Source organism: Mucilaginibacter humi, assembly GCF_013087555.1.
The window spans coordinates 1-21,637 of record NZ_JABFCR010000038.1; the positions used below are offsets into that span (position 1 = coordinate 1).

The following is a 21,637-nucleotide window of genomic DNA, read 5'->3' on the forward strand; positions in this document are numbered from 1 at the left end:
ATGACAAAAACAGCAGCTACGCGCCAAATTATTACGGTTTGCAAATAGGGCTGCCATTGCCATTCTTTAACCGGAACCAGGGTAATATCAAATCTGCAACCTATAATATAAAAAGCCAGGAAAGCACCCTGAAAAGCAGCGAAGCGCGCCTTAAAAACGAGGTCGTATCGGCAGTAAGGCAATACCAGCTAACACAGGAACTCTTCTCGACCCAGCAAACAACTTTTAATGAACAATATGATAAGTTGTTTAACAACATGCTTAAAAGCTTTAAAGAACGCCAGATAGGCTTAGTGGAGTTTGTGGACTTCTTTGACACTTATAAAGACACCAAACTAAAATTACTGCAACAGCAAAACAGCCTGCAAAAGGCCATTGCCGATTTAAATTTTGCCACCGGGACAACTATAATAAAACCTTAACAAACTATTGATAATATACAGAATAATGAAAAGAGAAACGTTTTTGATCGGCATCTCGGGCCTGATGCTTTTGGCCGCATGTAAACAAAAACAGGTGGACGTGCCCGAAAGTAAACAGGTATGTATAAGCGACTCATTACAAAAAATGATAACAATTGATACCGCCAAAACCAGCACCATGAAGGATGAGCTCAGCCTTTCGGGCGAGGTGTCAAGCGATGATAATAATGTGGTGAAGGTGTTCCCGTTTTCAAGCGGGCAGGTTACATCGGTAAAGGTATCACTGGGTGACCGTGTAGAAAAAGGACAAACCCTGGCTATAATGCGCAGCGCGGACGTGGCCGGTAATTATACCGATCTCTCATCAACCCAAGCGGACGTCGCTATTGCCAAACGTCAATTGGATCAGGCCGAGTCACTATATAAAAACGGGATCTCGAGCGAGCGCGATTTTACCGAAGCCAAAGAGAACTATAACAAGGCTGTAGCCGCTAACCGCAAGGTTAAACAACAGCTATCTATTAATGGCGGCGGCAATACCAGCGATAATGGAACATTGGTTATTAAAGCTCCGCAAAGCGGGTACATTATCGAAAAGAATATAACCTCGGGCAGCTTTATCCGCCAGGATAACAGCGGCAGCATGTTCACCATATCAAACATGAAGGATGTGTGGATCTGGGCCAATGTTTTTGAGTCGGACATTAGCAAAGTAAAAACCGGTTATACCGCCAAAGTAACCACCCTGGCTTATCCGGGTAAAGTGTTTATGGGTAAGGTTAATGAGATAAGCTCGGTGCTTGACCCGGACAACAAAGTAATGAAGATAAAGATAGCATTACCTAACCCGGGCATGCTGTTAAAGCCCGAAATGTTTACCAATGTAACCATTACCAACAACGAAAATGCACAGGCGGTGTCCGTACCGGCAAAAGCCGTGGTGTTTGATAGCAGTAAGAATTACGTAGTGGTTTACAACGGCAAATGCGATTTGAAGGTACGCGAGGTTAGCGTAATAAAAACGGTTGACGATATCTCTTACATCGCATCGGGCTTAAAACCCGGAGATAAGGTGATATCAAAAAATCAATTGCTGTTGTATAATTCGCTAACAGAGGATTAGTACGGAGTGATGAGTGATGGGTTGTGAGTAAAGATCAATTCATCGCCGTTAAAACTCAGAACTCAATACACATAACTCAAAACTACAATGAATAAATTCATTAAAAATATAATATACTTCTCGCTAAAGCACCGCTATTTTGTGTTTTGCATGACTGCCGTTTTGGTAGCCATAGGCGTATGGAGTTATAGCAATACACCTATTGAAACTTTCCCCGATGTCACCAATACGCAGATCATCATCATTGCGCAATGGCCGGGCAGAAGCGCCGAAGAAGTTGAGAAACTGATAACTATACCTATTGAAACCGTACTAAACTCGGTACAAAAAAGTCCAACCTGCGTACTACTTCGGCGTTTGGTTTATCCTACACCCGTATCATTTTTGATGATGATGTGGACGATGCCTTTGCCCGCCAGCAGGTATTAAGCCGTTTGGCTAATGCTGATTTGCCCGATGGCGTAAAACCCGAAATTGAGCCACCCTACGGCCCAACCGGCGAGATCTATCGTTATACCTTAAAAAGTAAAACTAAATCGTTACATGAGCTTACCGCCATCCGAGGATTGGGTGTTGGACCGCCAGTTTAAATCTGTACCCGGCGTAGCCGATGTTAACAGCTTTGGCGGCGAAGAAAAAGCTTACGAGGTGAGTGTTAACCCGTCATTGCTTCAAAAATATGGCTTAACATCGCTTGATGTTTTTACAGCGATTAACCGTAGTAATATTAACGTAGGTGGTGATGTTATTGAAAAGAACGACCAGGCATATGTGGTGCGTGGTATCGGTTTGATCAATAATTTGGAGGACATGCGGAACATCATCATCAAGAATGTAAACAACGTACCGATACTAACCAAAGATGTTGCCGAGATAAGAGAGTCGGGTCTGCCGCGTTTGGGCCAGGTAAGCCGTGATAAACAGAAGGATGTTATTGAAGGCATCATTGTTATGCGTAAGGGCGAAAACCCTGCCGAGGTGCTTGATCGGGTACGTGCCAAAGTAAAAGACTTAAACGATAACGTCCTGCCCAAAGATGTAAAGATCGACACGTTTTATGATCGAACCAACCTGATGGATTATTGTACCGAAACGGTAATACATAATTTGCTGGAAGGTATAGTACTGGTAACGGTTATTGTATTCCTGTTTATGGCTGATTGGCGGACGACGCTGATCGTAGCTGTCATTATTCCGCTGTCGCTTTTATTTGCCTTTATATGTATGCGGATTAAAGGCATGAGCGCCAACTTATTATCGATGGGGGCGGTTGATTTTGGGATCATTATAGACGGGGCCGTGGTGATGGTCGAGGGGATCTTCGTGGCGCTTGATCATAAAGCGCACGAAGTTGGCATGGAGAAATTTAATAAGCTTGCCAAGCTGGGCCTGTTTAAAAACGTCGGCGCCGAAATGGGTAAGGCTATCTTCTTCTCCAAGCTGATCATCATCACCTGTCTGATCCCGATATTCGCGTTCCAGAAGGTAGAGGGTAAAATGTTCTCGCCATTGGCTTATACTTTGGGCTTCGCGTTGTTGGGTGCGTTGATTTTTACACTGACATTGGTGCCGGCTTTATCAAGCATCCTTCTAAATAAAAACGTTAAAGAAAAACATAATGTGGTGGTATTGTTCTTTGAAAACGGCATCCGCAAGATGTTTACATTCACGTATAAACATCCTAAAAAGAGTATCCTGGTAGCGGTGGCGTTTATGGTACTCACCTTTTTCTCAGCCAAATTTTTAGGGACCGAGTTCTTACCCGACCTGAACGAAGGCGCATTATGGGTAGAAGCCGAATTGCCGATGAGTGTATCCTTACCCGAAGCGGAAAGTATCAATCAAAAAATGATGCAGATCCTGGCTAAGTTCCCTGAAGTTAAGCAAACGCTGGCGCAGGTTGGGCGTACCAATGATGGTACCGACCCGAAAGGATATTTCAACGTTCAGATCCGGTAGATTTGAAAAATAAAAAGGAATGGCCAAAAGGCGTAACCAGCGACGGGCTGATAGACCAGATGGACGAACAGTTAAGAAAGATACCGGGTACGGTGTTTAACTACTCGCAGCCAATTCGCGATAACGTGGAGGAAGCTGTAGCCGGTGTTAATGCCGCGCTTGCTGTAAAAGTATTTGGCCCCGATTTTAAAGTGCTGGATGAAAAAGCCGACGAAATAATGCGGGTTTTAAAAACCGTAAAGGGTGTTGATGATTTGGGGATCCTGCGCAATTTGGGCCAGCCGGAGTTTAGGATCGAACTCGATCAGCGTAAAATGGCCTTATATGGCGTATCCACAGCCGATGCTAACTCGGTTATTGAAATGGCCATAGGCGGTAAAGCAGCTACCGAACTTTATGAAGGCGAGCGAAGGTTTGATATCCGGGTGCGTTATCAGAAGCAGTTTAGGGATACCCAGGATAAGATAGAAAACCTGATGGTACCTACGCTAAACGGATCGAAGATTGCCATAAAAGAGATCGCGACCATTAAAACCCTTACCGGCCCGGCCTTTATTTACCGGGATAACAATATGCGGCATATCGCCGTAAAATTCTCAAACCGTGGCCGCGATTTAGGCAGCACCATTGCCGAGGCGCAGCAAAAGGTAAACCGTTTTGTGAAACTTGATCAAGGCTACAGCGTACAGTGGGTGGGCGAGTTTGAGAACCAGACTCGCGCGTCGAACACCCGGCACATGTGGTGCCGTTGTGTTTGCTGGTTATCTTCCTGATACTGTTCATCACCTTTGGTAATGTTAAAGATGCAACCACGGTTATTATGAATGTGCCATTCGCGTTAATTGGCGGGATATTGGCGCTGCATTTAACCGGTATTAACTTTAGTATATCCGCAGGTATAGGCTTTATAGCTTTGTTTGGGGTTTGTATTCAGAACGGGGTGATCCTGATATCGGTCTTCAAGAAAAATTTAGAAGAACATATGCCTTTAGACACTGCCATACTGGAAGGTGTAATATCGCGCGTGCGCCCGGTGGTGATGACCGCACTTATGGCTGCAATTGGCCTGATGCCGGCCGCTATATCAACCGGCATTGGCAGCGAGACACAAAAGCCGCTGGCGGTAGTGGTTATTGGGGGATTGGTAACATCAACCATACTTACGTTGTTGATACTGCCATGTATCTACGCCCTGGTACACCGCCTGATACACAAACGCGAAAACAGGAAATTGTTAAAGAAAATAGGAGCCGTTCACGGCTAAAGAGCTATTACATGTTAGGTTTAGTTTCGCAGATTGCTCCGGGTTGAGGGACCCGGGGCATTTGCATTTTTAAGAGTCTCATAAAAAACAATAACTTAGTAAATCAGAATAACCTACATAGACACACCCGTATTATGAAGAATTTAAGATTTAGGCTTATCCTTATTTTAACTGTAATTATTGCAGTTGGTATTATATCCTGGCGCGGCAATACACCTAAACCTACACCTAAACCCAAACAGGCGCCGAAAAAGCCCAATATTATATTGATCATGTCTGACGATATGGGTTATTCCGACACGGGTTGTTATGGCGGCGAAGCAGCTACACCAAACTTGGACATGCTTGCTAAAGAAGGGTTACGCTACACCCAATTTTATAATACGGCAAGATGCTGTCCGTCGCGCGCGTCACTAATGACGGGGCTCGACCCGCACCAGGCTGGCATGGGATGGATGACCACCGATGATTTTAAATTGCCCGGCTACCGCGGTGATCTGAGCCATAACGCGGTTACAATTGCCGAGGTGCTAAAATCGGCAGGTTATGAAACAGCCATGACGGGTAAATGGCACTTAAACTTCGACCCTAAGCCAAATTTTGGCAAAGAAAACTGGCCATTGCAACGTGGGTTTGACAAGTATTATGGGACTATTTTAGGTGCTGCCAATTTTTACGATCCGGGATATTTGGCCCGTGGTAACAAACTGGTAAACACTACCAACGACCCTGAGTATAAACCTGAACATTATTATTTTACTGATGCGATATCAGACAACTCGGTAAAATTTATTAAAGAACGTGATAAGAATAAACCATTCTTTATGTACGTGGCATACACCGCCGCGCACTGGCCAATGCAGGCGCCAGAGGCTGCTATAGCTAAATACAAGGGCCGTTTTGATAAAGGTTACGAAGCCCTGCGTTTAGAACGTTTGGAAAGAATGAAAAAGCTTGGTGTTGTACAGCCTGATGTCGCCCTATCGCCATTTGATGGTAAAGTGTGGGCCAATGAGGAAGATAAACCCGCCATGCTGCGCCGTATGGAAACCTATGCCGCCATGATCGATATTATGGATCAGGGTATAGGCCGTATCATCAAACAGTTAAAAGCGGATGGGATGTATGATAATACACTGATCTTCTTTTACAGGATAACGGCGCCTGTGCCGAGATCATTGGCAACGGTGAGATAAGGCCGGTGGCGCCAAACCCAAACAGGGTACGCAAACTTGGCCCCGACTCATTGATCTACTCAAACAAACCGGTAACTACCCGCGATGGTAAGCTGGTAATGCAGGGCAAAAAATTAATGGCAGGCCCGGCAGATACTTATGTATCCTACATGCAGGAATGGGCAAACGTATCAACAACGCCGTTGCGTAAGTTCAAACATTATGTGCATGAGGGCGGTATCTCCACCCCGTTAATTATCCATTGGCCGGCAGGTTTAAAAGCCAAAGGCGAACTGCGCAGTCAGCCGGGCCACGAAATGGATATTATGCCGACGATATTGGATGTTACTAAAACCCCATATCCTAAAACCTATAACCAGCATGATATTACCCCGGTTGAAGGGATAAGCCTGGTGCCAAGCTTTGAAAACAAGCCGTTAATGCGCGAGGCCATTTATTGGGACCATGAAATGAACCGTGCCGTGCGCATGGGTAACTGGAAACTGGTTAGTGAGGCCAACCTTAAAGGCAAAACCTATAAATCAGAACCATGGGAGTTGTATGATATATCAAAAGATCGCAGCGAAATGCATGACCTTGCCGCGCAACATCCTGACCTGGTTAAAAAAATGAGCGATATGTGGGATGTTTATGCCAAGAGGTGTAATGTGCTGCCGGGGCCATGGACAAAAGTGGAATATTAAATCAGGCTCCCCTCTTGAGAGGGGGTGCGATAGACAGCGCGGTTGCAGGGGTGTGTTAATTAAGCGAAAGGACACACCCCTCCACCCCTCTCAAGAGGGGAATCGCACAGGCCATTGCTTTTATTACAGCTTATCCAACCTAAAATAACCTAAATGCACCTCATCATCGGGTAAGCCAAATGCCGGTGTAATTTCGATATGATATTTATCTTTTTGAGCGGACGCCAGCATTTCTTCTATCTTATAAATATCGTCTACATCAATGCCATACTTATCGTCGATATGCGCGTTTGCACCTTTAACGGTAGCGATGGTATTGGTTCGGAAAAAAGCCGCTTTCTTGGCATCCTGGATGGCTTGTGCGCGATCAGGTTTGACTGAAAGTATAACATAATGCTGCTCCTCCAGTTTCCCCGCCATATAACCGCCCGGGTTGATAAAGAATAATTTATTTTCTGATATGATGTTCGATTCGCCTTTAGGGTAGACTTTAATTTGATAGCCATCAACACTATTCACTTCGCGCCAGCCGTCAATATGAAGGTTGCCAACGGCGCCTTTCCAGAATTTTTTAATATCCGGAACAAGATCACTAAGATGGTGCGCTATCCCGAAGAAAAATCATGCTGCTCTACATGCCTGCCGGGCGCTTTTGAGCCAAGCAATAACATATATAATTTTAGAGGTGCTGCAGCTTGTTGGTCCATAGTTTATTTATCTGAACATACTTTTAATAATGCGTTCTGATGACGCTTCGCAAAAATCAAGACCTGAATAATCGGGGTTGAAGCCACCCATATAGGGTACCGCCATCATATAAATTCGCTCGTTTAACGCGCCGTAATTATCAACCGGCTGAAAATCATCATTAATTGCAATGCCCGGAACGCGGAGATAATAATTGCCTTTATCATCAGTTTCTACATCTTTATTACCTTCATTTAACAGAGCCTTACCTTTTGCAGCATCCTTAAACCGAAGCCTTGCCGGGCTTACAGTTTGCTTTTCGACCATGCTTTTATACGGCAGATCTTCGAATTTTAAATGAGGCTGGCCCACGCAATCAACAAATGTCTCAAAATAAACAGCTTGTGCCTTGCCGGCCTCATCATTATAAAAATAGGTGGCTCCGCCTTTATTTTCGGGTTCAACATAACTATCATCGCCAACAGAGATAATTTCTAATACACCCGCCTGGTGCAGCGCCATCATCTCCTCGGCCGAGCTTTGCGGCACGAACGCGATAACTATAGAGATCAGCGGCATTAAAACTTTTTGCAACCGCAGCATATCCTCGGCTGGTAAATACTTTGCCGGATAGTTCATCGTGAAGCTTAAAATCGCCAGCATCTCTTTCCAATAAATAGAATGGTGTTGTTTGATCGACTTCCCGGCCTCAATATATTCGGCTTTAAAAAGCTCAAACGCCGGGATGCTTTCGCGCATATCCATCATGGTATTTACAAACATTTCCACGCTCATATCCTTAATCCGCTCGTAAAACTGGGGACGCTTATCGCGGAGCTGCTCTTTAAAATCCTGTTCAAATAAATAATCAAGCGAGAGAAAACCATCATGTTCTGGCGATAACATTTCATTTCTTCAATGCTTAGCGTAGCGTCTTTTGATAAATGCGGATCCTCCAAATGAAACCTCACCGCAGGCAATAAGCCGTTACGCGAATGCATGATCATTTTAAACCCTTTACTATCATCAGCCAATTGATAACTGCGATGATGGCCGTCTTCGGCGACGGTAAAGGTTCCATTAGCTCTTGCCAATGTCCGTACCGCATCAATCGCGGTAAGCGAAGCGCCTTTAACCGCTACGGGGTGATTCAATTTTAAGCGCAGTTTTGCAGGTGGGTAGGGCGAATCAAAATATCCCGGTATTTTACCCTCGTATTTTAGGGGCCAGCGGTGCCCGGTACAGATAACCACCTGGTCGTATTCAAATCGGTCGCCATTGGTTAGCTCAACCTTTATTATATTCTGGTCGGGATAATCTATAATATCAGTTACCGTGCTTTCAAAATGAATTTTATAGGTTATTCCTAACTCATCAGCTTTTGCTTTAGCAGATCAAACTGTGTCGATAAATATTGCCCGAATAACAGGCGGGGCAGCACTTTATAATCGTTATATTTTTCGGGAGTGATGTTAAAATGGTCCAGCAAAGTTTTAGGGGCCGATGCTATCCAGTCGGTAACGGATGTTACCAGCTCGGGGATCTCATTGCCGGATACGTTAGTAATATGCTCATCATTAGCGCCATCCTTACTATAGGGCAAGCCAACACCTAACTGGTGTTTTTTTTCAAATATATCTATGGCGATATCGGGACGGTTTGTATCCACCAATCGCTTAAACATAAAAAGGCCGCTTGGGCCGCCGCCTAATATGGCAATGCGTTTTTTGTTTTCCAATTAATTAGCTCATTTATTGTAAGTGCTAACAGGTAATTAAAAAGCTATCGAAATTGTTTTATGTGATGCTGTTTTTCTGCAATCGTTTGCAATGTAACATATTCACCACATTGCTTTAAAAGCTGAAATTTATCTTGAATATTGTTTACAATAACCAACTTAATAATCCCCTTAATATGAAATTACTTTACTTACGTACCCTCGCGCTGGCAGGTTTCCTTGCAACCGCAAGCACGGTTTTCGCCCAAACCGGCGGCATCACCTCGGGCGCTATCTACTCCATAAAGTCAAAATCAAACGGTAAAATGCTGGATGTTACCAACTCATCGGTTGATAATGGAGCCGCTGTTTACAGTTGGACGGATACTAAATCTGACGCGCAGCGCTGGATAGTTAAACTCATCAGCAAAAACACTTACACCTTAACCAATGTGGGTAGCGGTAAATTACTACATGTTACAGCTACACCTGCCGACTCGGTTGCTATAGATCAATATGATGATTCAGGTAACGACTATGTTAAATGGATTATTACCAAGGCTGGTAGTGGTGCGTATACGCTCCAATCGGCTGCAAATCCAAAATTCGCACTTAACTTAAATGCGGCGGGTACTGCCGATGGCACTAAAATTAACTTAGCTGCTTCGGCCAAAACCGATGTGCAAAAATGGGTGTTCACTAAAGAAACAGCGCAGGAAGCCGCGCCCAGTTTGGCTACCGCAACTAAAGCGTTTAATGACTGGTACAATGGCTTTAAAATAGAAGATCACAAAGGTTTTTGGGACCAGGCTGAAATGATGGAGACGGTTTTGGATGCTTACGAGGTTACCAAAGACCCGGTATATAAAGACCGGTTTGCGAAGCTGTTTACCAATTTTATAGCCAATCATAAAGAGGATTGGATGTATAATAAATTTAACGATGATATAACCCGGGCGGTGCTGTTTAGTGTACGTGGTTACCTGCTTACCGGCAACAAAACCTATTTAGATAAAGCTAAGGATCAATATGATAAAATGTATGCCCGTGCCTTTACCAACACCTATGGTGGCGGTTTAATTTGGTTCCGTGGTAAAACTTCTAAAAACGCCTGTATTGTTGGGCCGGCTACAGTTGCGGCCTGCTATTTGGCGGAAGCGACAGGCGACAAAACCTATTATGATAAGGCTATAGCGATGTACACGTGGTCGAAAGTGTACCTGTTAAACACCGCTACCGGTAAGGTAAAAGATAATGTAGATGCAAACAGGATAACCGGAAAATACCGTACCAGTAACGTTAGCTTTACTTATAACGAAGGCACTTATTTAGGGGCAGCTACCATGCTTTACAAATACACTAAAGAGTATACTTATTTAGAAGAGGCCCAGAAAATAGCGCAATTTACCCGCGACTCAATATACAGAGGAAAGGTGATGAACAACGAAGATAGCGGCGGAGACTTGCCGGGCTTTAAAGGAATATTTTTACGCTACGCGCGTAAATACATCCAGGAAACCGGAAAAACCGACCTGGTTGATTGGTTAAACCTTAACGCTAAAGTGGCTTACAACAACCGCAATACCTACGGTATTATTCAGACAAAATGGGGCACCCGCACGCCGGAAGTTGCGCCGGTATTAAAAAAGGGGTTCGGGCCGTCAACTGCGGTGTCGTTATTTTTTAATACGTACCCGTTAAAGAAGTAGGCCTAACTTGTTGATAATTAAAAGCCTTCAGCGCAAGTTGAGGGCTTTTGTTTTTTTATATATTCGTGCATAACAATTATTAACCTGACTTACATCATGACGACAACTGCCACACCAACCAAATACAGGATAGAATCAATTGATATTGTACGCGGCCTGGTTATGCTGATCATGGCGATTGACCATACCCGCGATATATTTCATGGATCGCCTGAGCCTACCGATTTGGCAGTGACTTATCCCTTTTTGTTTTTCACCCGCTGGATAACGCATTTTTGCGCGCCAACCTTTGTTTTCCTGAGCGGGGTATCGGCCAACATAGCCGGTACACGTCGCGCCCCGAATCAGCTAAGCACCTTTTTATTTAAACGTGGTTTGTGGCTAATTGCCGTAGAGCTGATCTTTATAAGCTTTGGCATAACGCTCAACCCCATATTTAGCGTATTGATTTTACAGGTGATATGGGCAATTGGCGGCAGCATGATCTTACTGGCATTATTGATCAGACTAAGAGCATCATTGATAGTTATCGGAACAATAGGCGTTGTAATATTTTTCGGGCATAATATATTGGATATAGTAAATGTTGGGCCAATAGGTAAAACCGTACCATGGGCATTACTTGTATCAGCAGGTGGTTTTAGTGCCAATGGTATTGTTAATCTTGGTCACCAGCATTTTATATTAATAGCCTACGCGCTTTTACCGTGGACCGGCGTAATGTTGTTGGGTTATGTGTTTGGTACATTATACAAAAGCGCTTACAACGCTGCAAAGCGCCGCAAAACTTTATTATATACCGGGCTGGGCTTGCTGGCCTTGTTTGTAATATTCAGGTACTTTAATATTTATGGCGACCCTTCACCATGGTCGGTTCAAAAAACTACTGCATTAAGCGTCATATCATTTTTTAACGTAACCAAATATCCCTGCTCCTTACTATACACGGGGATGACCCTAGGTACAGCGCTTATATTGCTTTCAGTATTAGAAGGGGTTAAAAACAAATTCACCGCAATTATGGTGACCTATGGCAACGTACCTTTCTTTTACTACCTGTGCCATTGGTATTTGCTGCAAATTATACACATCGTCCTGTTTTTTGCGATGGGCTTTAAAACCAGCCAGGTCTTGCCTACAGGTGCGCCGTTCCTGTTTGAGCCGCCGGGCTTTGGGTTAAGCTTGGCCGGTGTTTATGGCGTATGGTTGGTGCTGATCTTTATTTTATACTTCCCGTGCCGCTGGTTTGCTAATTATAAAAAAACGCATACCCAATGGTGGTTAAGTTATTTGTAAAAAGAGCTACTTTGCTAAACGGGTTTGTGCAGAGATATATTTATTTAACAAGCTTAGCTGATTTTGCGCACGTACTAAATTCTGCCCCGGATAAGTGGTATGGTAGTAAACATCACCATTTAAGTAGTCCGTCAAAAAACGCACTGCCTGCATGTAGATCATGAATTGGCCCGAATAAAAGAACAGCTCTTTTTCTGCGAGTGTCAGCACATCGCCCATTTCCATCATATAACCTTTATAAATAGCGGTGAAGTTATCTTCCTGAATAAAAACTTTAGCCAGGTCCCTTTCTTCTTCATTGGCTGGTGATAGGTAGGTACGCATCATATCGCCCACATCGCTTATAAAATAGCCGGGCATAACGGTGTCAAGGTCTATTACACAAAGGCCCTTATCATCAGCATCAAACAGTACGTTGTTTATCTTGGTATCGTGATGGATAACGCGTAGCGGGATCTTCTTTTCCTCAACAAGTTGACGATAAGTTTCGGCAATGTCTTCGTATTTCTCTATCTGTTTAATTTCAACTGCTGCTTTATCCAATCTATCCACAGCAGCGTTTTTTATGGCCGATTTAAATTGATCGACACGTAAACTCAAATTATGAAAATCAGGCAGGGTATATTTCAAGCTATCCGCATCAAAATCATTCAACAGACGCGAAAATTTTCCAAACTGCTTTGCTGCTTCATAAGCTTGTGAAGGCTCAGACACCACATCAACGGTATGCGAGTTTTTAATAAAAGGCAATAGGCGGTAATATAGACTATCATCAATCACCAGGTAATTGCCGTTAATTGTTGGCAGCGGTGCGGCGAAAATGTAATCGGGTGCTGTTTGCGCTAAATACGTTTGCAGGCTAAGTAAATTATCGGCAATTGCCTGCGGAGATTTAAAGATATTGGTATTGATACGTTGTAAAATATAGGCGTCTTCGCCAATTGATACTTTCCGGTACCGTTGATGAGGCCTGAGCCAAATGGTACAATAGCCGAACAGTCAGCATCGATACCAAAGGCGCTTAAAACATTTTTAAACATACACGGGTGTAAACCCAAACTTAGCAATTTATTATTTATGCCGATTGCTCCACCGGGTGTTTGATCAAATAAAAACCATCGCTGATCAGTTTTTTAAGTTCAGGTTGTTGGTTGGCTTTGTCCGTTAAAAATTGAGTGATAGCTGCCGCAACTTCAGGCTCTTGTTTTTCACGATCCAAAATTTCTAAAATTTCCAGCGCGCATAACCAATCTTCGGAGAAATCGGTTTGTAATTGGTTCCAGATATCAACCAATCTTTCGTGCCCCATAATCTGTTCACGGCAGTTGCGTACACGTTGGTAAAGCCGGTGCAGATCTTGTTGTTTCTCAGTGTACGTAGGGTGATAAGTAGTGGTTTTTGGTCGATAAGCGATCTCTTCAAAAGTGTTTTTATCAGCAGCGCCGCTAAAAACCGAAACGATATCATCACCCAAAGCCATATCATAAGCACCCCATGACGGATCAAATAATATTTCGCCGCCGGCAGAGGTTACCGTACAGTTTTCAAACGTGATGATCTGCGTCGTACTATTTTTTATGGTTCCTTGTACGGCAATCCCGTTTTCAAAATCCAATTGCTGGCTGTCGATAATCAATCCGCCATTCGCTTTAAACCGTCCCACAGGCGAACTAAATCCATTTTTATGATAATCCTTACCGTGGCCGTCTAATTGCTTCCCATCGGTAGCTAATGCCGCCGGACCGGTAAATCTTATAAAGGCTGGTTTGCCGTTATATTGTATAAAATCAGTTAAAGTGCCCGATACCTGCAACCCTGAACCATAAACAACTGTGCAGGTGTTATTGCTCTCCAGCGCTTTGCGCAGGCCATAAACGCCGCCTACCCTAAAGGCCATTTTATTGGCAAACTGCTCCAATACATCTATCAGGTTTTGGAACGTTTCGGTAACAAATAATTGCTGTTGCGGCTGCGTAATATCATACGGGTAATTCACAGCATACTGGTTATACCAAAGCTTCTTCACATCAGGCTGCATACAGGTCGCGCTTTCGCCTATGGAGGATAACAGCCCCGCTCCGTAGATCTTAGGGTTTTCTAAAGTTCCTATCAAGCCATATTCAACCGTCCACCAATGCAGGCGGCTAAGCAGCGCCATTTCTGATGGTTCACCCATGTTTTGCTGACAGTATGTAACCTGCTCTTCTGCCGCTTTTAATTGGGCAGGATCAGCATCTGGCATTTCTTTCAGTATAGATAAGGCGCGGATAGCCTCATATAATTCATGATCCTGTGCAGAGAACATCGCCTTTGCACCTATCGATCCAAAATAGCTCAGGTATTGGTGATAATCCGGGTCGGCAATAATAGGCGCATGGCCCGCCGACTCATGGATAATATCCGGGGCAGGTGTATACTCAATATGTTTTAACTGGCGAATATCCGCAGCGATAACCAAAACTTTATAAGCCTGGTACTCCATAAACGCGGCCGGCGGTATAAACCCATCAACAGTAACTGCACCCCAGCCAATTTTAGCCAGCGCGTCATTCATTTCCTGCAGGTTGGGGATATGTTCAATGGTGAGCCCTGCTTTTTCCAGTCCGGGGATATAGGGATAATAAGCGACATCCTTTAAGTAGCTATAGTTTTGCCGCATCACATAGCGCCATACCGCCTGATCTATTGGCGTATAATGCTCATAGTGCTGCGCCACAATATATTGCCGCAGGTGGCTGGGTAACGCTTTTACCTGTGGATTGTTAAAATCTTCAAAGCTATCCATAGATCTATAAATTCCCTCTTAATTCCTGCTCTCTTTCTATCGCCTCAAATAAAGCTTTAAAATTACCGGCCCCAAATGATTTGGCGCCTTTACGCTGGATGATCTCGAAAAATAAGGTCGGCCTGTCTTCAACCGGTTTGGTGAAGATCTGCAATAGATAGCCTTCGTCGTCGCGGTCAACCAAAATGCCCAGTTTTTCCAGCGGGCCTAAATCTTCATCGATATGGCCTACACGTGCGGTTAACTCTTTGTAATACGAGGTCGGTACTGTTAAAAACTCAACCCCACGGCTTTGCAATTCGGTTACAGTTTTAACGATGTCGTGGGTGGCCAATGCTAAATGCTGTACGCCTTCGCCTTCATAAAATTCCGGTATTCTTCTATCTGCGATTTCTTTTTACCTTCGGCTGGCTCATTTATCGGGAACTTAACGTAACCGTTTCCATTACTCATTACTTTACTCATTAGCGCTGAATACTCCGTCGAGATCATCTTATCATCAAACGTAAGGATGTTCTTGAAGCCCATAATATCCTCATAGAAGTTAACCCACTCGTTCATTTTATGCCAGCCAACGTTGCCTACACAATGATCTACATATAGCAAGCCGGTGTCAGTTGGTTGATAAGAAGTTTCATGCGCTTTATATCCCGGCAGGAACAACCCTTTATAGTTTTTACGCTCGATAAATAAATGCACGGTTTCGCCATAAAGTTTAATGCCGCTGGTGCGCACCTCGCCATATTCATCGGTTATGGTTTGTGGTTGTTGATAGGGCACAGCACCACGGCTGGTGGTTTGCTTAAAAGCATCGTAGGCATCATCAACCCAAAGGGCCAGCACTTTTACGCCATCGCCATGTTTTTAATATGGTCTGATATGGAATGATCTGAATGCAGTGGCGTTGTCAGCACGATCCTGATCTTTCCCTGCTGCAATACGTACGAAGCACGATCGCGCACACCAGTTTCCGGGCCGGCATACGCCAGTCCGGAAACCGAAAGCGGTTTTATAATAATGGGCTGCCTGCTTGGCATTGCCTACGTAAAACTCCACGTAGTCGGTGCCGTTAAGGGGCAGGAAATCCTGTGTTTTATTTGGGGGTATTAATGTTTGTGTTTCCATGATTGTTTAGCATATCCAACTCTTATAATAATTCTCATCCTCAATTTCTATTGCGTATTCGGTCAGCATTAGCGGCCTAAACGGATCTATCATCACTGCCAGCTCATCTGTCGACTCCTTGCCTATCGATTTCTCAACCGAACCCGGCGCCGGCCCATGCGGGATACCGCCGGGATGCAGGGTAATTTGACCTTTTACCACGCTTTTACGGCTCATAAAGTCACCGTCGACATAGTACAGCACCTCGTCGCTATCCACGTTGCTATGGTTGTATGGTGCAGGGATAGACAACGGGTGATAATCAAACTTGCGCGGCACGAATGAACAGATCACAAAGTTGTGCCCCTCGAAAGTTTGGTGTACCGGCGGCGGCTGGTGCAGGCGACCGGTTATCGGCTCAAAATCATGGATCGAGAACGCCCACGGATAATGAAATCCATCCCAACCTGCAAAATCAAATGGGTGTGTGCCGTAGATGTAAGGGTAGATCAGGCCTTGTTTTTAATAAGGATCTTGAAATCGCCTTTCTCATCATGCGTCTCCAAATTCTCAGGCTGGCGGATATCGCGCTCGCAATACGGCGCATGTTCCATCAACTGGCCGTAGCTGTTTAGATAACGCTTTGGCGGACGGATAGGGCTAAAGCTCTCCACAATAAACAAACGGTTTGCTTCAGTATCAAATTCCATTTGATATATGGTGCCGCGTGGAATTACGGGTAATCGCCGTAGGCAAATTTGATATTACCGAAACCGGTTTTCAGCGTACCGGTACCTTCATGTATAAACACCACCTCATCGGCCTGGCTGTTTTTATAGAAATAGTCGGTCATGGATTTGCGCGGGGCAGCAAGCGAGATATGCAGATCGCTGTTTACCAGCACCGGTTTGCGGCTTTGCAGGTAGTCGTCCTCGGACTTAATGTTAAAGCCAATTAAACTGGTGTGTTTCAAATGCTTTTCCCGTACTATTTTGGGTTCGACAGAATAAGGCTCGCCCAGCTCTTTAACCATGGTTGGCGGGTGTGCATGGTAAATAAGCGAATAAGCGCTGCTGAAACCTTCTGTCGACACCAGTTCCTCGGCGTATAAAGTACCATCCGGCTTCCTGAACTGGGTATGCCGTTTATGCGGGATCTTTCCTAAGGTATGATAGCTTGGCATGATCTATTGGGTTAATGGTTCATTAATAGGTTTGGGTAACGCAAACAAACTCTCGGGCGTTACACGGGTATACCAGTCACCGCCGAGGCGGGCAACCAGGTCGAAGTTTTTTTGTATAGGTTGGCCGCTATCATCCAGCAGATCATCCCTGAAATGAATGGTTTTCACTTCGGCCAATATCAAATTACCGGCACCGGGGCCGTCGCCTAACGGAATGACCTGTTTAATGATACACTCCAGCTGTACCGGCGATTCGGCAACGCGAGGCGGTTTAATATGTATTGATGCCAGTTCGGTTAAGCCTGATTCATAGAATTCATTCACACCCTTTGGATACTCAGCGCTGGCCTGGTTCACTTTGTAAACGATGTTATGGTCAACGATATTGATGACGCATTCAGCAACTTCCTGAATATTTTCTAAGGTGTGTTTCGTGGTATTGTCCCTAACCCTGCGCGACGGCGAAAACACGCATACCGGCGGGTTGGCGCTAAACAAATTAAAAAAGCTAAACGGGCTTAAGTTCACGTTGCCGGCCTTATCAATAGTTGATACCAATGCGATGGGCCTTGGCGCAATGGCGTGTTGCAGGTAGTTATGTACCTGCCCGGTGCTCATGTCCTTTGTTTCAAAGCTTTTCATCGATTATTTCTTTTGTTTTAGTATCGACCAATCAGTCGCCTCGGCTACCGGGGTATTGGTTAACCTGCCAGGCCGGTTATCTCCATTGTTACCTCATCACCGGGTTGCAGCCATTGGGTTTTATAGTTGTAATCGTTTAATATCCCTGTTCCATTTAACTCCAAAAAGCATCCGGTGCCAACAGTGCCTGATCCTATCACATCCCCCGCATATAGGTCTACACCATATGACCCGTTCAATGATCTCGGCGAAGGTCCAGTCCATATCGGCCATATTACCTTTTGATACACGGATACCGTTTACCTTGCAGGTCATTTCCAAATTATAGGCAGCACCTGTATGACCGGGCTTTGGCTCGGTTTTATATTGTTCCAGTTCATCGGGTGTAACCAGCCAGGGGCCTATCACAGTGGCGAAGTCCTTGCCTTTGGCCGGGCCCAGGTTAAGCAGCATCTCCTCCATTTGCAGGGTGCGTGCGCTCAGGTCGTTCATGATCATGTAGCCGGCTATATAGCTGTCTGCATCTGCTGCTTTGATGTTGCGGCCGGGTTTGCCAATTACGATGGCTGCTTCCAGCTCAAAGTCAAGTTTATTGAAATGATCGGGCATGCAGCGGATATCACCCGGGCCATAAATAGCATTGTGGTTAGTGAAGTAAAATATGGGGTACTGGTCAAACTCTTTGATCATATCCGCACCCCGGTTACGGCGGGCCGACTCCACATGCTGCCTGAAAGCATACCCATCCCGGCAGGATGTTGGGTTAGGCACAGGAGCCTGCAGCTCGTACTGCTCAATTACCCGCGCGTTGATCTGTTGGGCTTTTATCTGCTCCTCAATGCGTTTGGCTTTCTCCATCAATACCTCGCCGCCGTTTAAAAACTCGGTCATGCATGCGGGCAGGATCACCCCGCAGCTATTCAGGTCGAAAAGCTGGTCATTAACAATGAGGCCCAGTCCCTCGCGGGTGGCGGTTTTATAGGTAACTAATTTCATCAGGTCTTCTCTTAAAAGGTTGTATCTGAGGCAACAATCCCAATTTGAATTGGTTTGTGGCTGGTACAGATACCTTAAGCTATATTCTATATAAATTTCAGAATTTACTGGTTGATTAACAGCATAATGCTAGATAATCCGTAAATTGTCCTGTTATTTATGAATTGACAGGCAATTATCCTGTTTAATGCTTGCTATTTATCCATTTTCCGAATACTTTACTTATGTTAAATAAATTAGATACTGTTGATAAGCAGATCCTGCAAATATTACAGGACAATGCCCGCATGACCAATAAAGAAATTGGCGAAAAACTGCACAAAAGCGCCAGCGCAATTAACGACCGCATCCGCAGGATGCAAGAGCAGGGAATTATCAAAAAATATGTAGCTGTGCTGGATAATAAAAAGATAGACCGCGGCCTCATTGCGTTTACGCACGTGCAACTGCGAGACCATAGCAAGGAGACACTAAACTACTTCGAGAATGAGATTGTGAAGGTGCCCGAAGTGATGGAGTGCTATCATATGTCGGGACAGTATGATTTTATTTTACGGGTAGCGGTTAAGGACACGGATGCCTATCACCAGTTTCTGATGAACCATTTGTTTGAGACCGTACCTATGGGCGCGCTGCAAAGCACCTTTGTAATGCGCGAAGCCAAAGCCGATATGGCATACCCGATAACGGTTTAATAGCGGTTGCTTCCTTACCCTTTACTAAACAATGTTAAGGTTTGTTAACAGAAATGATATTTTATAAAAGCCCGTTTATACTGCAAACCCTTTGGGGCAATGACAGTTTTTTTAACGCCCGAAGCCTGGATGTTTTTATTACAAAATTACGCGAGCATCTGTCAGTCGATCAATCGGTGCAGATTATTAATGTGCGAGGAATTGGGTATAAGCTGGTTTATTGAAAGAAAGCGGGTCGGTGTCACCCTGAGGTACTCGAAGGGTGAGCGTAAGGCCTTTGCCCGCATGCTTCGAGTGCCTCAGCATGACAGCCATCGCGTTGATCACTTATTCTTCGCGCAACCAGCCGCTTTCTCCCTTGTTTTGGCGATAACCTCTACATAATAGTTTTCATATATCGGTAAGATCTTGGCCAGGTCGAACTCTTTAGCGCGGGCCGGGGCGTTTTCTTTAAATGTTGCCAGGCGTGCTTCGTCTTCCAAAATATAAATAGCGCTGTCGGCCATGCCTTGTACGTCGCCAATGTCTTTTAAAAATCCGGTTACACCGTCAATATTCAGTTCGGGTAGTCCGCCTGCATTCGAGCTTATTACAGGCACCTTGCACGCCATAGCCTCTAATGCCGCCAAGCCAAAGCTTTCCGACTGTGATGGCATCAGGAACAGATCAGAAACCGATAAGATCTCTTCAATAGCATCTTGCTTACCCAAAAAGCGCACATCGTCACCTACGCCCGGTCGCGGCATAATTGCTCGCAATCGCTGCGCTCGCCGCCATCGCCAACCATTAATAGTTTTGATGGGATCTTTTCAAGGATCTTAGCGAAGATCCTTACCACATCCTCGGTACGTTTAACCTTGCGGAAGTTGGAGGTATGGATCAGGATTTTTTCGCCCTCGGGCGCAATAGCTCTTTTAAAATGATCTTTGGCCTGCAGATTAAAACGGTGCAGATCTATAAAGTTAGGGATAACCCTGATATCGTTCTCAATCTCAAAAAACTCGAAAGTGTCCTTCCTTAAATTTTCTGATACGGCCGTAACACCGTCGGACATATTGATAGAAAAAGTTACTACCGGTTTATAGGTGCGGTCTTTACCAACCAGTGTAATATCTGTACCGTGCAGCGTAGTTACTACCGGGATATAAATTCCATAGGTCTGCAATATCTGTTTAGCCATAAAAGCGGCCGAAGCGTGCGGTATAGCATAATGTACATGCAGGATATCCAGTTTTTCAAATCGCACCACATCAACCATACGGCTGGCCAAAGCCAACTCATAGGGCGGGTAATCAAATAGCGGATATTTGGATACCGATACCTCATGGTAAAAAAAGGTTTTCCGAGAAGAAATCCAATCGGGCAGGTTGGTTATAGGTGATAAAGTGTACTGGTGGCCGTTATCAGCAAGTGCTTTGCCAAGCTCTGTGGCTACAACCCCGCTACCGCCGAAAGTTGGGTAACAAACTATTCCGATTTTCATTTAGTCTGGATATATTGTTGTGATAATATATTGCAAGTTTAACAGCAAATAATGGATTTAGTGTTTTTCATTTGTAATATTAATTTCACACTAATTTTTTCGAATTAGACCGAATTTCACGAATTAAAATTTATATCCAATAATAATTCGTGAAATTCGGGTCAATTATAGAAAGCCGGACAAGCTTCGTGTCTATTTACTTATGGAAAGCGCAATAAATTTAAATATCAAGGCTATACAGCATATAGGGATACCGGTAACTGATCTCAAAGCATCAGCAGCATTTTACAGCAAGCTTGGTTTTGCTAACGCGATGGAAAGGCCCTTTACGCATAATGGAGAACAGGGTACCTGTGTAATGATGAAACGCGATAACATGATTATGGAACTATACCAGATGCCCGATAGGGTACTGCCTGAAATTGCTGCCCGAAAAGACGGCCATGTAGACCATATAGCTTTTGATGTAGCCGATATAGACGAAGCCTACGCAACAGTGAAGGCCGGCGGATTTAACATAATCGAACCCGGGCCCGTGTTCCTGCATTTTTGGGATAACGGCTGTAAGTATTTCAATATCACCGGGCCGGATGGGGAAAGGCTGGAGTTTAACGGGTGCTATAATCCTGTCTGTTATTCGAAGCACTCCACGTATAAAAAATGACCTTTTTTATTTTTTATATTTGACAATAA

27 protein-coding genes and 3 pseudogenes are annotated in these 21,637 nt (G+C 44.5%); 13 read left to right on the forward strand and 17 right to left on the reverse strand.

Translation table 11 applies throughout. From position 1 onward, the window contains the following. The 8 genes and pseudogenes from HK413_RS08990 to HK413_RS15225 form a co-directional block, all read left to right on the forward strand. Positions 1 to 422 (forward strand): TolC family protein (locus HK413_RS08990; RefSeq protein WP_175269951.1); only part of this gene is annotated, 422 nt, incomplete at its 5' end. A 25-nt stretch (positions 423 to 447) separates the two neighbouring features. Next, on the forward strand, positions 448 to 1,545 hold the full coding sequence (locus HK413_RS08995) for an efflux RND transporter periplasmic adaptor subunit (protein WP_175269952.1): 1,098 nt from the start codon (positions 448 to 450) through the stop codon (positions 1,543 to 1,545). Positions 1,546 to 1,632: 87 nt separating this feature from the next. Beyond that, the gene (locus HK413_RS21040) at positions 1,633 to 1,974 is read left to right on the forward strand and encodes an efflux RND transporter permease subunit (protein ID WP_317169417.1); all 342 of its coding nucleotides are present in this window, start codon (positions 1,633 to 1,635) and stop codon (positions 1,972 to 1,974) included. After that, entirely contained in the window at positions 1,941 to 2,135 is a 195-nt protein-coding gene (locus HK413_RS21045; protein WP_317169418.1) for a hypothetical protein, read from the forward strand. The genes HK413_RS21040 and HK413_RS21045 overlap by 34 nt, the downstream gene beginning before the upstream one ends. Further along, a complete protein-coding gene (locus HK413_RS21050) occupies positions 2,089 to 3,504 on the forward strand; it encodes an efflux RND transporter permease subunit (protein ID WP_317169419.1) in 1,416 nt (471 codons plus the stop codon). The genes HK413_RS21045 and HK413_RS21050 overlap by 47 nt, the downstream gene beginning before the upstream one ends. 2 nt (positions 3,505 to 3,506) lie before the next feature. Continuing rightward, positions 3,507 to 4,768: pseudogene (locus HK413_RS21055) on the forward strand (efflux RND transporter permease subunit). Between the two features lie 134 nt (positions 4,769 to 4,902). Beyond that, entirely contained in the window at positions 4,903 to 5,964 is a 1,062-nt protein-coding gene (locus tag HK413_RS15220) for a sulfatase-like hydrolase/transferase (RefSeq protein WP_217452192.1), read from the forward strand. A 5-nt stretch (positions 5,965 to 5,969) separates the two neighbouring features. Beyond that, a complete protein-coding gene (locus tag HK413_RS15225; protein WP_217452193.1) occupies positions 5,970 to 6,647 on the forward strand; it encodes a sulfatase/phosphatase domain-containing protein in 678 nt (225 codons plus the stop codon). A gap of 123 nt (positions 6,648 to 6,770) precedes the next feature. Here HK413_RS15225 and HK413_RS09010 read toward each other — a convergent pair whose 3' ends face one another. The 5 genes and pseudogenes from HK413_RS09010 to HK413_RS17555 form a co-directional block, all read right to left on the reverse strand. Further along, positions 6,771 to 7,166, reverse strand: a complete 396-nt coding sequence (locus HK413_RS09010; protein ID WP_317169420.1) for a hypothetical protein — start codon at positions 7,164 to 7,166, stop codon at positions 6,771 to 6,773. A gap of 27 nt (positions 7,167 to 7,193) precedes the next feature. Continuing rightward, a pseudogene (locus tag HK413_RS21060) lies at positions 7,194 to 7,256 on the reverse strand (hypothetical protein); the annotation flags it as partial. 105 nt (positions 7,257 to 7,361) lie between these two features. Beyond that, a complete protein-coding gene (locus HK413_RS17545) occupies positions 7,362 to 8,129 on the reverse strand; it encodes a Rossmann-fold NAD(P)-binding domain-containing protein (RefSeq protein ID WP_246230103.1) in 768 nt (255 codons plus the stop codon). After that, entirely contained in the window at positions 8,126 to 8,587 is a 462-nt protein-coding gene (locus HK413_RS17550) for a hypothetical protein (protein ID WP_246230105.1), read from the reverse strand. The genes HK413_RS17545 and HK413_RS17550 overlap by 4 nt, the downstream gene beginning before the upstream one ends. A 113-nt stretch (positions 8,588 to 8,700) precedes the next feature. Next, a complete protein-coding gene (locus HK413_RS17555) occupies positions 8,701 to 9,072 on the reverse strand; it encodes an FAD/NAD(P)-binding protein (protein WP_246230106.1) in 372 nt (123 codons plus the stop codon). 176 nt (positions 9,073 to 9,248) lie between these two features. Here HK413_RS17555 and HK413_RS09020 point away from each other — a divergent pair, with 176 nt between their 5' ends. Together HK413_RS09020 and HK413_RS09025 are read left to right on the forward strand one after the other, a co-directional pair. After that, positions 9,249 to 10,760: a glycoside hydrolase family 76 protein gene (locus HK413_RS09020; RefSeq protein ID WP_175269953.1), complete on the forward strand. Its 1,512-nt coding sequence runs from the start codon at positions 9,249 to 9,251 to the stop codon at positions 10,758 to 10,760. A gap of 96 nt (positions 10,761 to 10,856) precedes the next feature. Continuing rightward, positions 10,857 to 12,056: a DUF1624 domain-containing protein gene (locus HK413_RS09025; RefSeq protein WP_175269954.1), complete on the forward strand. Its 1,200-nt coding sequence runs from the start codon at positions 10,857 to 10,859 to the stop codon at positions 12,054 to 12,056. Between the two features lie 6 nt (positions 12,057 to 12,062). Here HK413_RS09025 and HK413_RS09030 read toward each other — a convergent pair whose 3' ends face one another. The 10 genes and pseudogenes from HK413_RS09030 to HK413_RS17585 form a co-directional block, all read right to left on the reverse strand. Continuing rightward, complete coding sequence (locus HK413_RS09030; RefSeq protein ID WP_394353154.1) at positions 12,063 to 12,836, reverse strand: phosphotransferase enzyme family protein; 774 nt, start codon at positions 12,834 to 12,836, stop codon at positions 12,063 to 12,065. 295 nt (positions 12,837 to 13,131) lie between these two features. Further along, positions 13,132 to 14,841: an aromatic amino acid hydroxylase gene (locus tag HK413_RS09035; RefSeq protein ID WP_175269955.1), complete on the reverse strand. Its 1,710-nt coding sequence runs from the start codon at positions 14,839 to 14,841 to the stop codon at positions 13,132 to 13,134. Between the two features lie 4 nt (positions 14,842 to 14,845). Continuing rightward, complete coding sequence (locus HK413_RS19785; protein ID WP_262886852.1) at positions 14,846 to 15,175, reverse strand: 4-hydroxyphenylpyruvate dioxygenase family protein; 330 nt, start codon at positions 15,173 to 15,175, stop codon at positions 14,846 to 14,848. Positions 15,176 to 15,177: 2 nt separating this feature from the next. Then, positions 15,178 to 15,684 (reverse strand): VOC family protein, encoded by a 507-nt coding sequence (locus HK413_RS19790; protein ID WP_317169421.1) that lies wholly within the window; start codon positions 15,682 to 15,684, stop codon positions 15,178 to 15,180. 2 nt (positions 15,685 to 15,686) lie between these two features. Beyond that, on the reverse strand, positions 15,687 to 15,878 hold the full coding sequence (locus HK413_RS17565) for a VOC family protein (protein WP_246230108.1): 192 nt from the start codon (positions 15,876 to 15,878) through the stop codon (positions 15,687 to 15,689). Positions 15,879 to 15,972: 94 nt separating this feature from the next. Continuing rightward, positions 15,973 to 16,299, reverse strand: coding sequence for a hypothetical protein (locus HK413_RS17570; protein ID WP_317169422.1), 327 nt, complete (start codon positions 16,297 to 16,299; stop codon positions 15,973 to 15,975). Positions 16,300 to 16,454: 155 nt separating this feature from the next. Continuing rightward, entirely contained in the window at positions 16,455 to 16,655 is a 201-nt protein-coding gene (locus HK413_RS17575) for a hypothetical protein (protein ID WP_246230110.1), read from the reverse strand. 23 nt (positions 16,656 to 16,678) lie between these two features. Next, positions 16,679 to 17,128 (reverse strand): hypothetical protein, encoded by a 450-nt coding sequence (locus HK413_RS17580; protein WP_246230112.1) that lies wholly within the window; start codon positions 17,126 to 17,128, stop codon positions 16,679 to 16,681. A gap of 3 nt (positions 17,129 to 17,131) precedes the next feature. Continuing rightward, complete coding sequence (locus tag HK413_RS09050) at positions 17,132 to 17,770, reverse strand: flavin reductase family protein (protein WP_175269956.1); 639 nt, start codon at positions 17,768 to 17,770, stop codon at positions 17,132 to 17,134. Positions 17,771 to 17,829: 59 nt separating this feature from the next. After that, positions 17,830 to 18,766: pseudogene (locus HK413_RS17585) on the reverse strand (fumarylacetoacetate hydrolase family protein). 224 nt (positions 18,767 to 18,990) lie between these two features. Here HK413_RS17585 and HK413_RS09060 point away from each other — a divergent pair. Together HK413_RS09060 and HK413_RS09065 are read left to right on the forward strand one after the other, a co-directional pair. Beyond that, the gene (locus HK413_RS09060; protein WP_175269957.1) at positions 18,991 to 19,461 is read left to right on the forward strand and encodes an Lrp/AsnC family transcriptional regulator; all 471 of its coding nucleotides are present in this window, start codon (positions 18,991 to 18,993) and stop codon (positions 19,459 to 19,461) included. A gap of 53 nt (positions 19,462 to 19,514) precedes the next feature. Next, complete coding sequence (locus tag HK413_RS09065) at positions 19,515 to 19,685, forward strand: winged helix-turn-helix domain-containing protein (RefSeq protein WP_175269958.1); 171 nt, start codon at positions 19,515 to 19,517, stop codon at positions 19,683 to 19,685. A gap of 99 nt (positions 19,686 to 19,784) precedes the next feature. Here the strand turns inward: HK413_RS09065 and HK413_RS17590 are convergent, their stop codons facing one another. Both HK413_RS17590 and bshA read right to left on the reverse strand, forming a co-directional pair. Beyond that, the gene (locus HK413_RS17590) at positions 19,785 to 20,171 is read right to left on the reverse strand and encodes a glycosyltransferase (RefSeq protein WP_246230114.1); all 387 of its coding nucleotides are present in this window, start codon (positions 20,169 to 20,171) and stop codon (positions 19,785 to 19,787) included. A 17-nt stretch (positions 20,172 to 20,188) separates the two neighbouring features. Continuing rightward, positions 20,189 to 20,944, reverse strand: a complete 756-nt coding sequence (gene bshA, locus HK413_RS09070; RefSeq protein WP_246230116.1) for an N-acetyl-alpha-D-glucosaminyl L-malate synthase BshA — start codon at positions 20,942 to 20,944, stop codon at positions 20,189 to 20,191. A gap of 202 nt (positions 20,945 to 21,146) precedes the next feature. On the opposite strand from bshA, the gene HK413_RS09075 reads away from it, so the two are divergent. Continuing rightward, the gene (locus HK413_RS09075) at positions 21,147 to 21,608 is read left to right on the forward strand and encodes a VOC family protein (protein ID WP_175269959.1); all 462 of its coding nucleotides are present in this window, start codon (positions 21,147 to 21,149) and stop codon (positions 21,606 to 21,608) included. Positions 21,609 to 21,637 lie beyond the last annotated feature (29 nt).

What these genes read in the sequence shown, in the direction of transcription:
- HK413_RS08995 (WP_175269952.1), top strand. Translation starts at nt 448, where the DNA reads ATGAAAAGAGAAACGTTTTTGATCGGCATCTCGGGCCTGATGCTTTTG.
- HK413_RS21040 (WP_317169417.1), top strand. Translation starts at nt 1,633, where the DNA reads ATGAATAAATTCATTAAAAATATAATATACTTCTCGCTAAAGCACCGC.
- HK413_RS21050 (WP_317169419.1), top strand. Translation starts at nt 2,089, where the DNA reads ATGAGCTTACCGCCATCCGAGGATTGGGTGTTGGACCGCCAGTTTAAA.
- HK413_RS15220 (WP_217452192.1), top strand. Translation starts at nt 4,903, where the DNA reads ATGAAGAATTTAAGATTTAGGCTTATCCTTATTTTAACTGTAATTATT.
- HK413_RS17545 (WP_246230103.1), bottom strand. Translation starts at nt 8,129, where the DNA reads ATGAGCGTGGAAATGTTTGTAAATACCATGATGGATATGCGCGAAAGC.
- HK413_RS09020 (WP_175269953.1), top strand. Translation starts at nt 9,249, where the DNA reads ATGAAATTACTTTACTTACGTACCCTCGCGCTGGCAGGTTTCCTTGCA.
- HK413_RS09025 (WP_175269954.1), top strand. Translation starts at nt 10,857, where the DNA reads ATGACGACAACTGCCACACCAACCAAATACAGGATAGAATCAATTGAT.
- HK413_RS09035 (WP_175269955.1), bottom strand. Translation starts at nt 14,841, where the DNA reads ATGGATAGCTTTGAAGATTTTAACAATCCACAGGTAAAAGCGTTACCC.
- HK413_RS17565 (WP_246230108.1), bottom strand. Translation starts at nt 15,878, where the DNA reads ATGCCAAGCAGGCAGCCCATTATTATAAAACCGCTTTCGGTTTCCGGA.
- HK413_RS17575 (WP_246230110.1), bottom strand. Translation starts at nt 16,655, where the DNA reads ATGGAATTTGATACTGAAGCAAACCGTTTGTTTATTGTGGAGAGCTTT.
- HK413_RS17580 (WP_246230112.1), bottom strand. Translation starts at nt 17,128, where the DNA reads ATGCCAAGCTATCATACCTTAGGAAAGATCCCGCATAAACGGCATACC.
- HK413_RS09050 (WP_175269956.1), bottom strand. Translation starts at nt 17,770, where the DNA reads ATGAAAAGCTTTGAAACAAAGGACATGAGCACCGGGCAGGTACATAAC.
- HK413_RS09060 (WP_175269957.1), top strand. Translation starts at nt 18,991, where the DNA reads ATGTTAAATAAATTAGATACTGTTGATAAGCAGATCCTGCAAATATTA.
- HK413_RS09065 (WP_175269958.1), top strand. Translation starts at nt 19,515, where the DNA reads ATGATATTTTATAAAAGCCCGTTTATACTGCAAACCCTTTGGGGCAAT.
- bshA (WP_246230116.1), bottom strand. Translation starts at nt 20,944, where the DNA reads ATGAAAATCGGAATAGTTTGTTACCCAACTTTCGGCGGTAGCGGGGTT.
- HK413_RS09075 (WP_175269959.1), top strand. Translation starts at nt 21,147, where the DNA reads ATGGAAAGCGCAATAAATTTAAATATCAAGGCTATACAGCATATAGGG.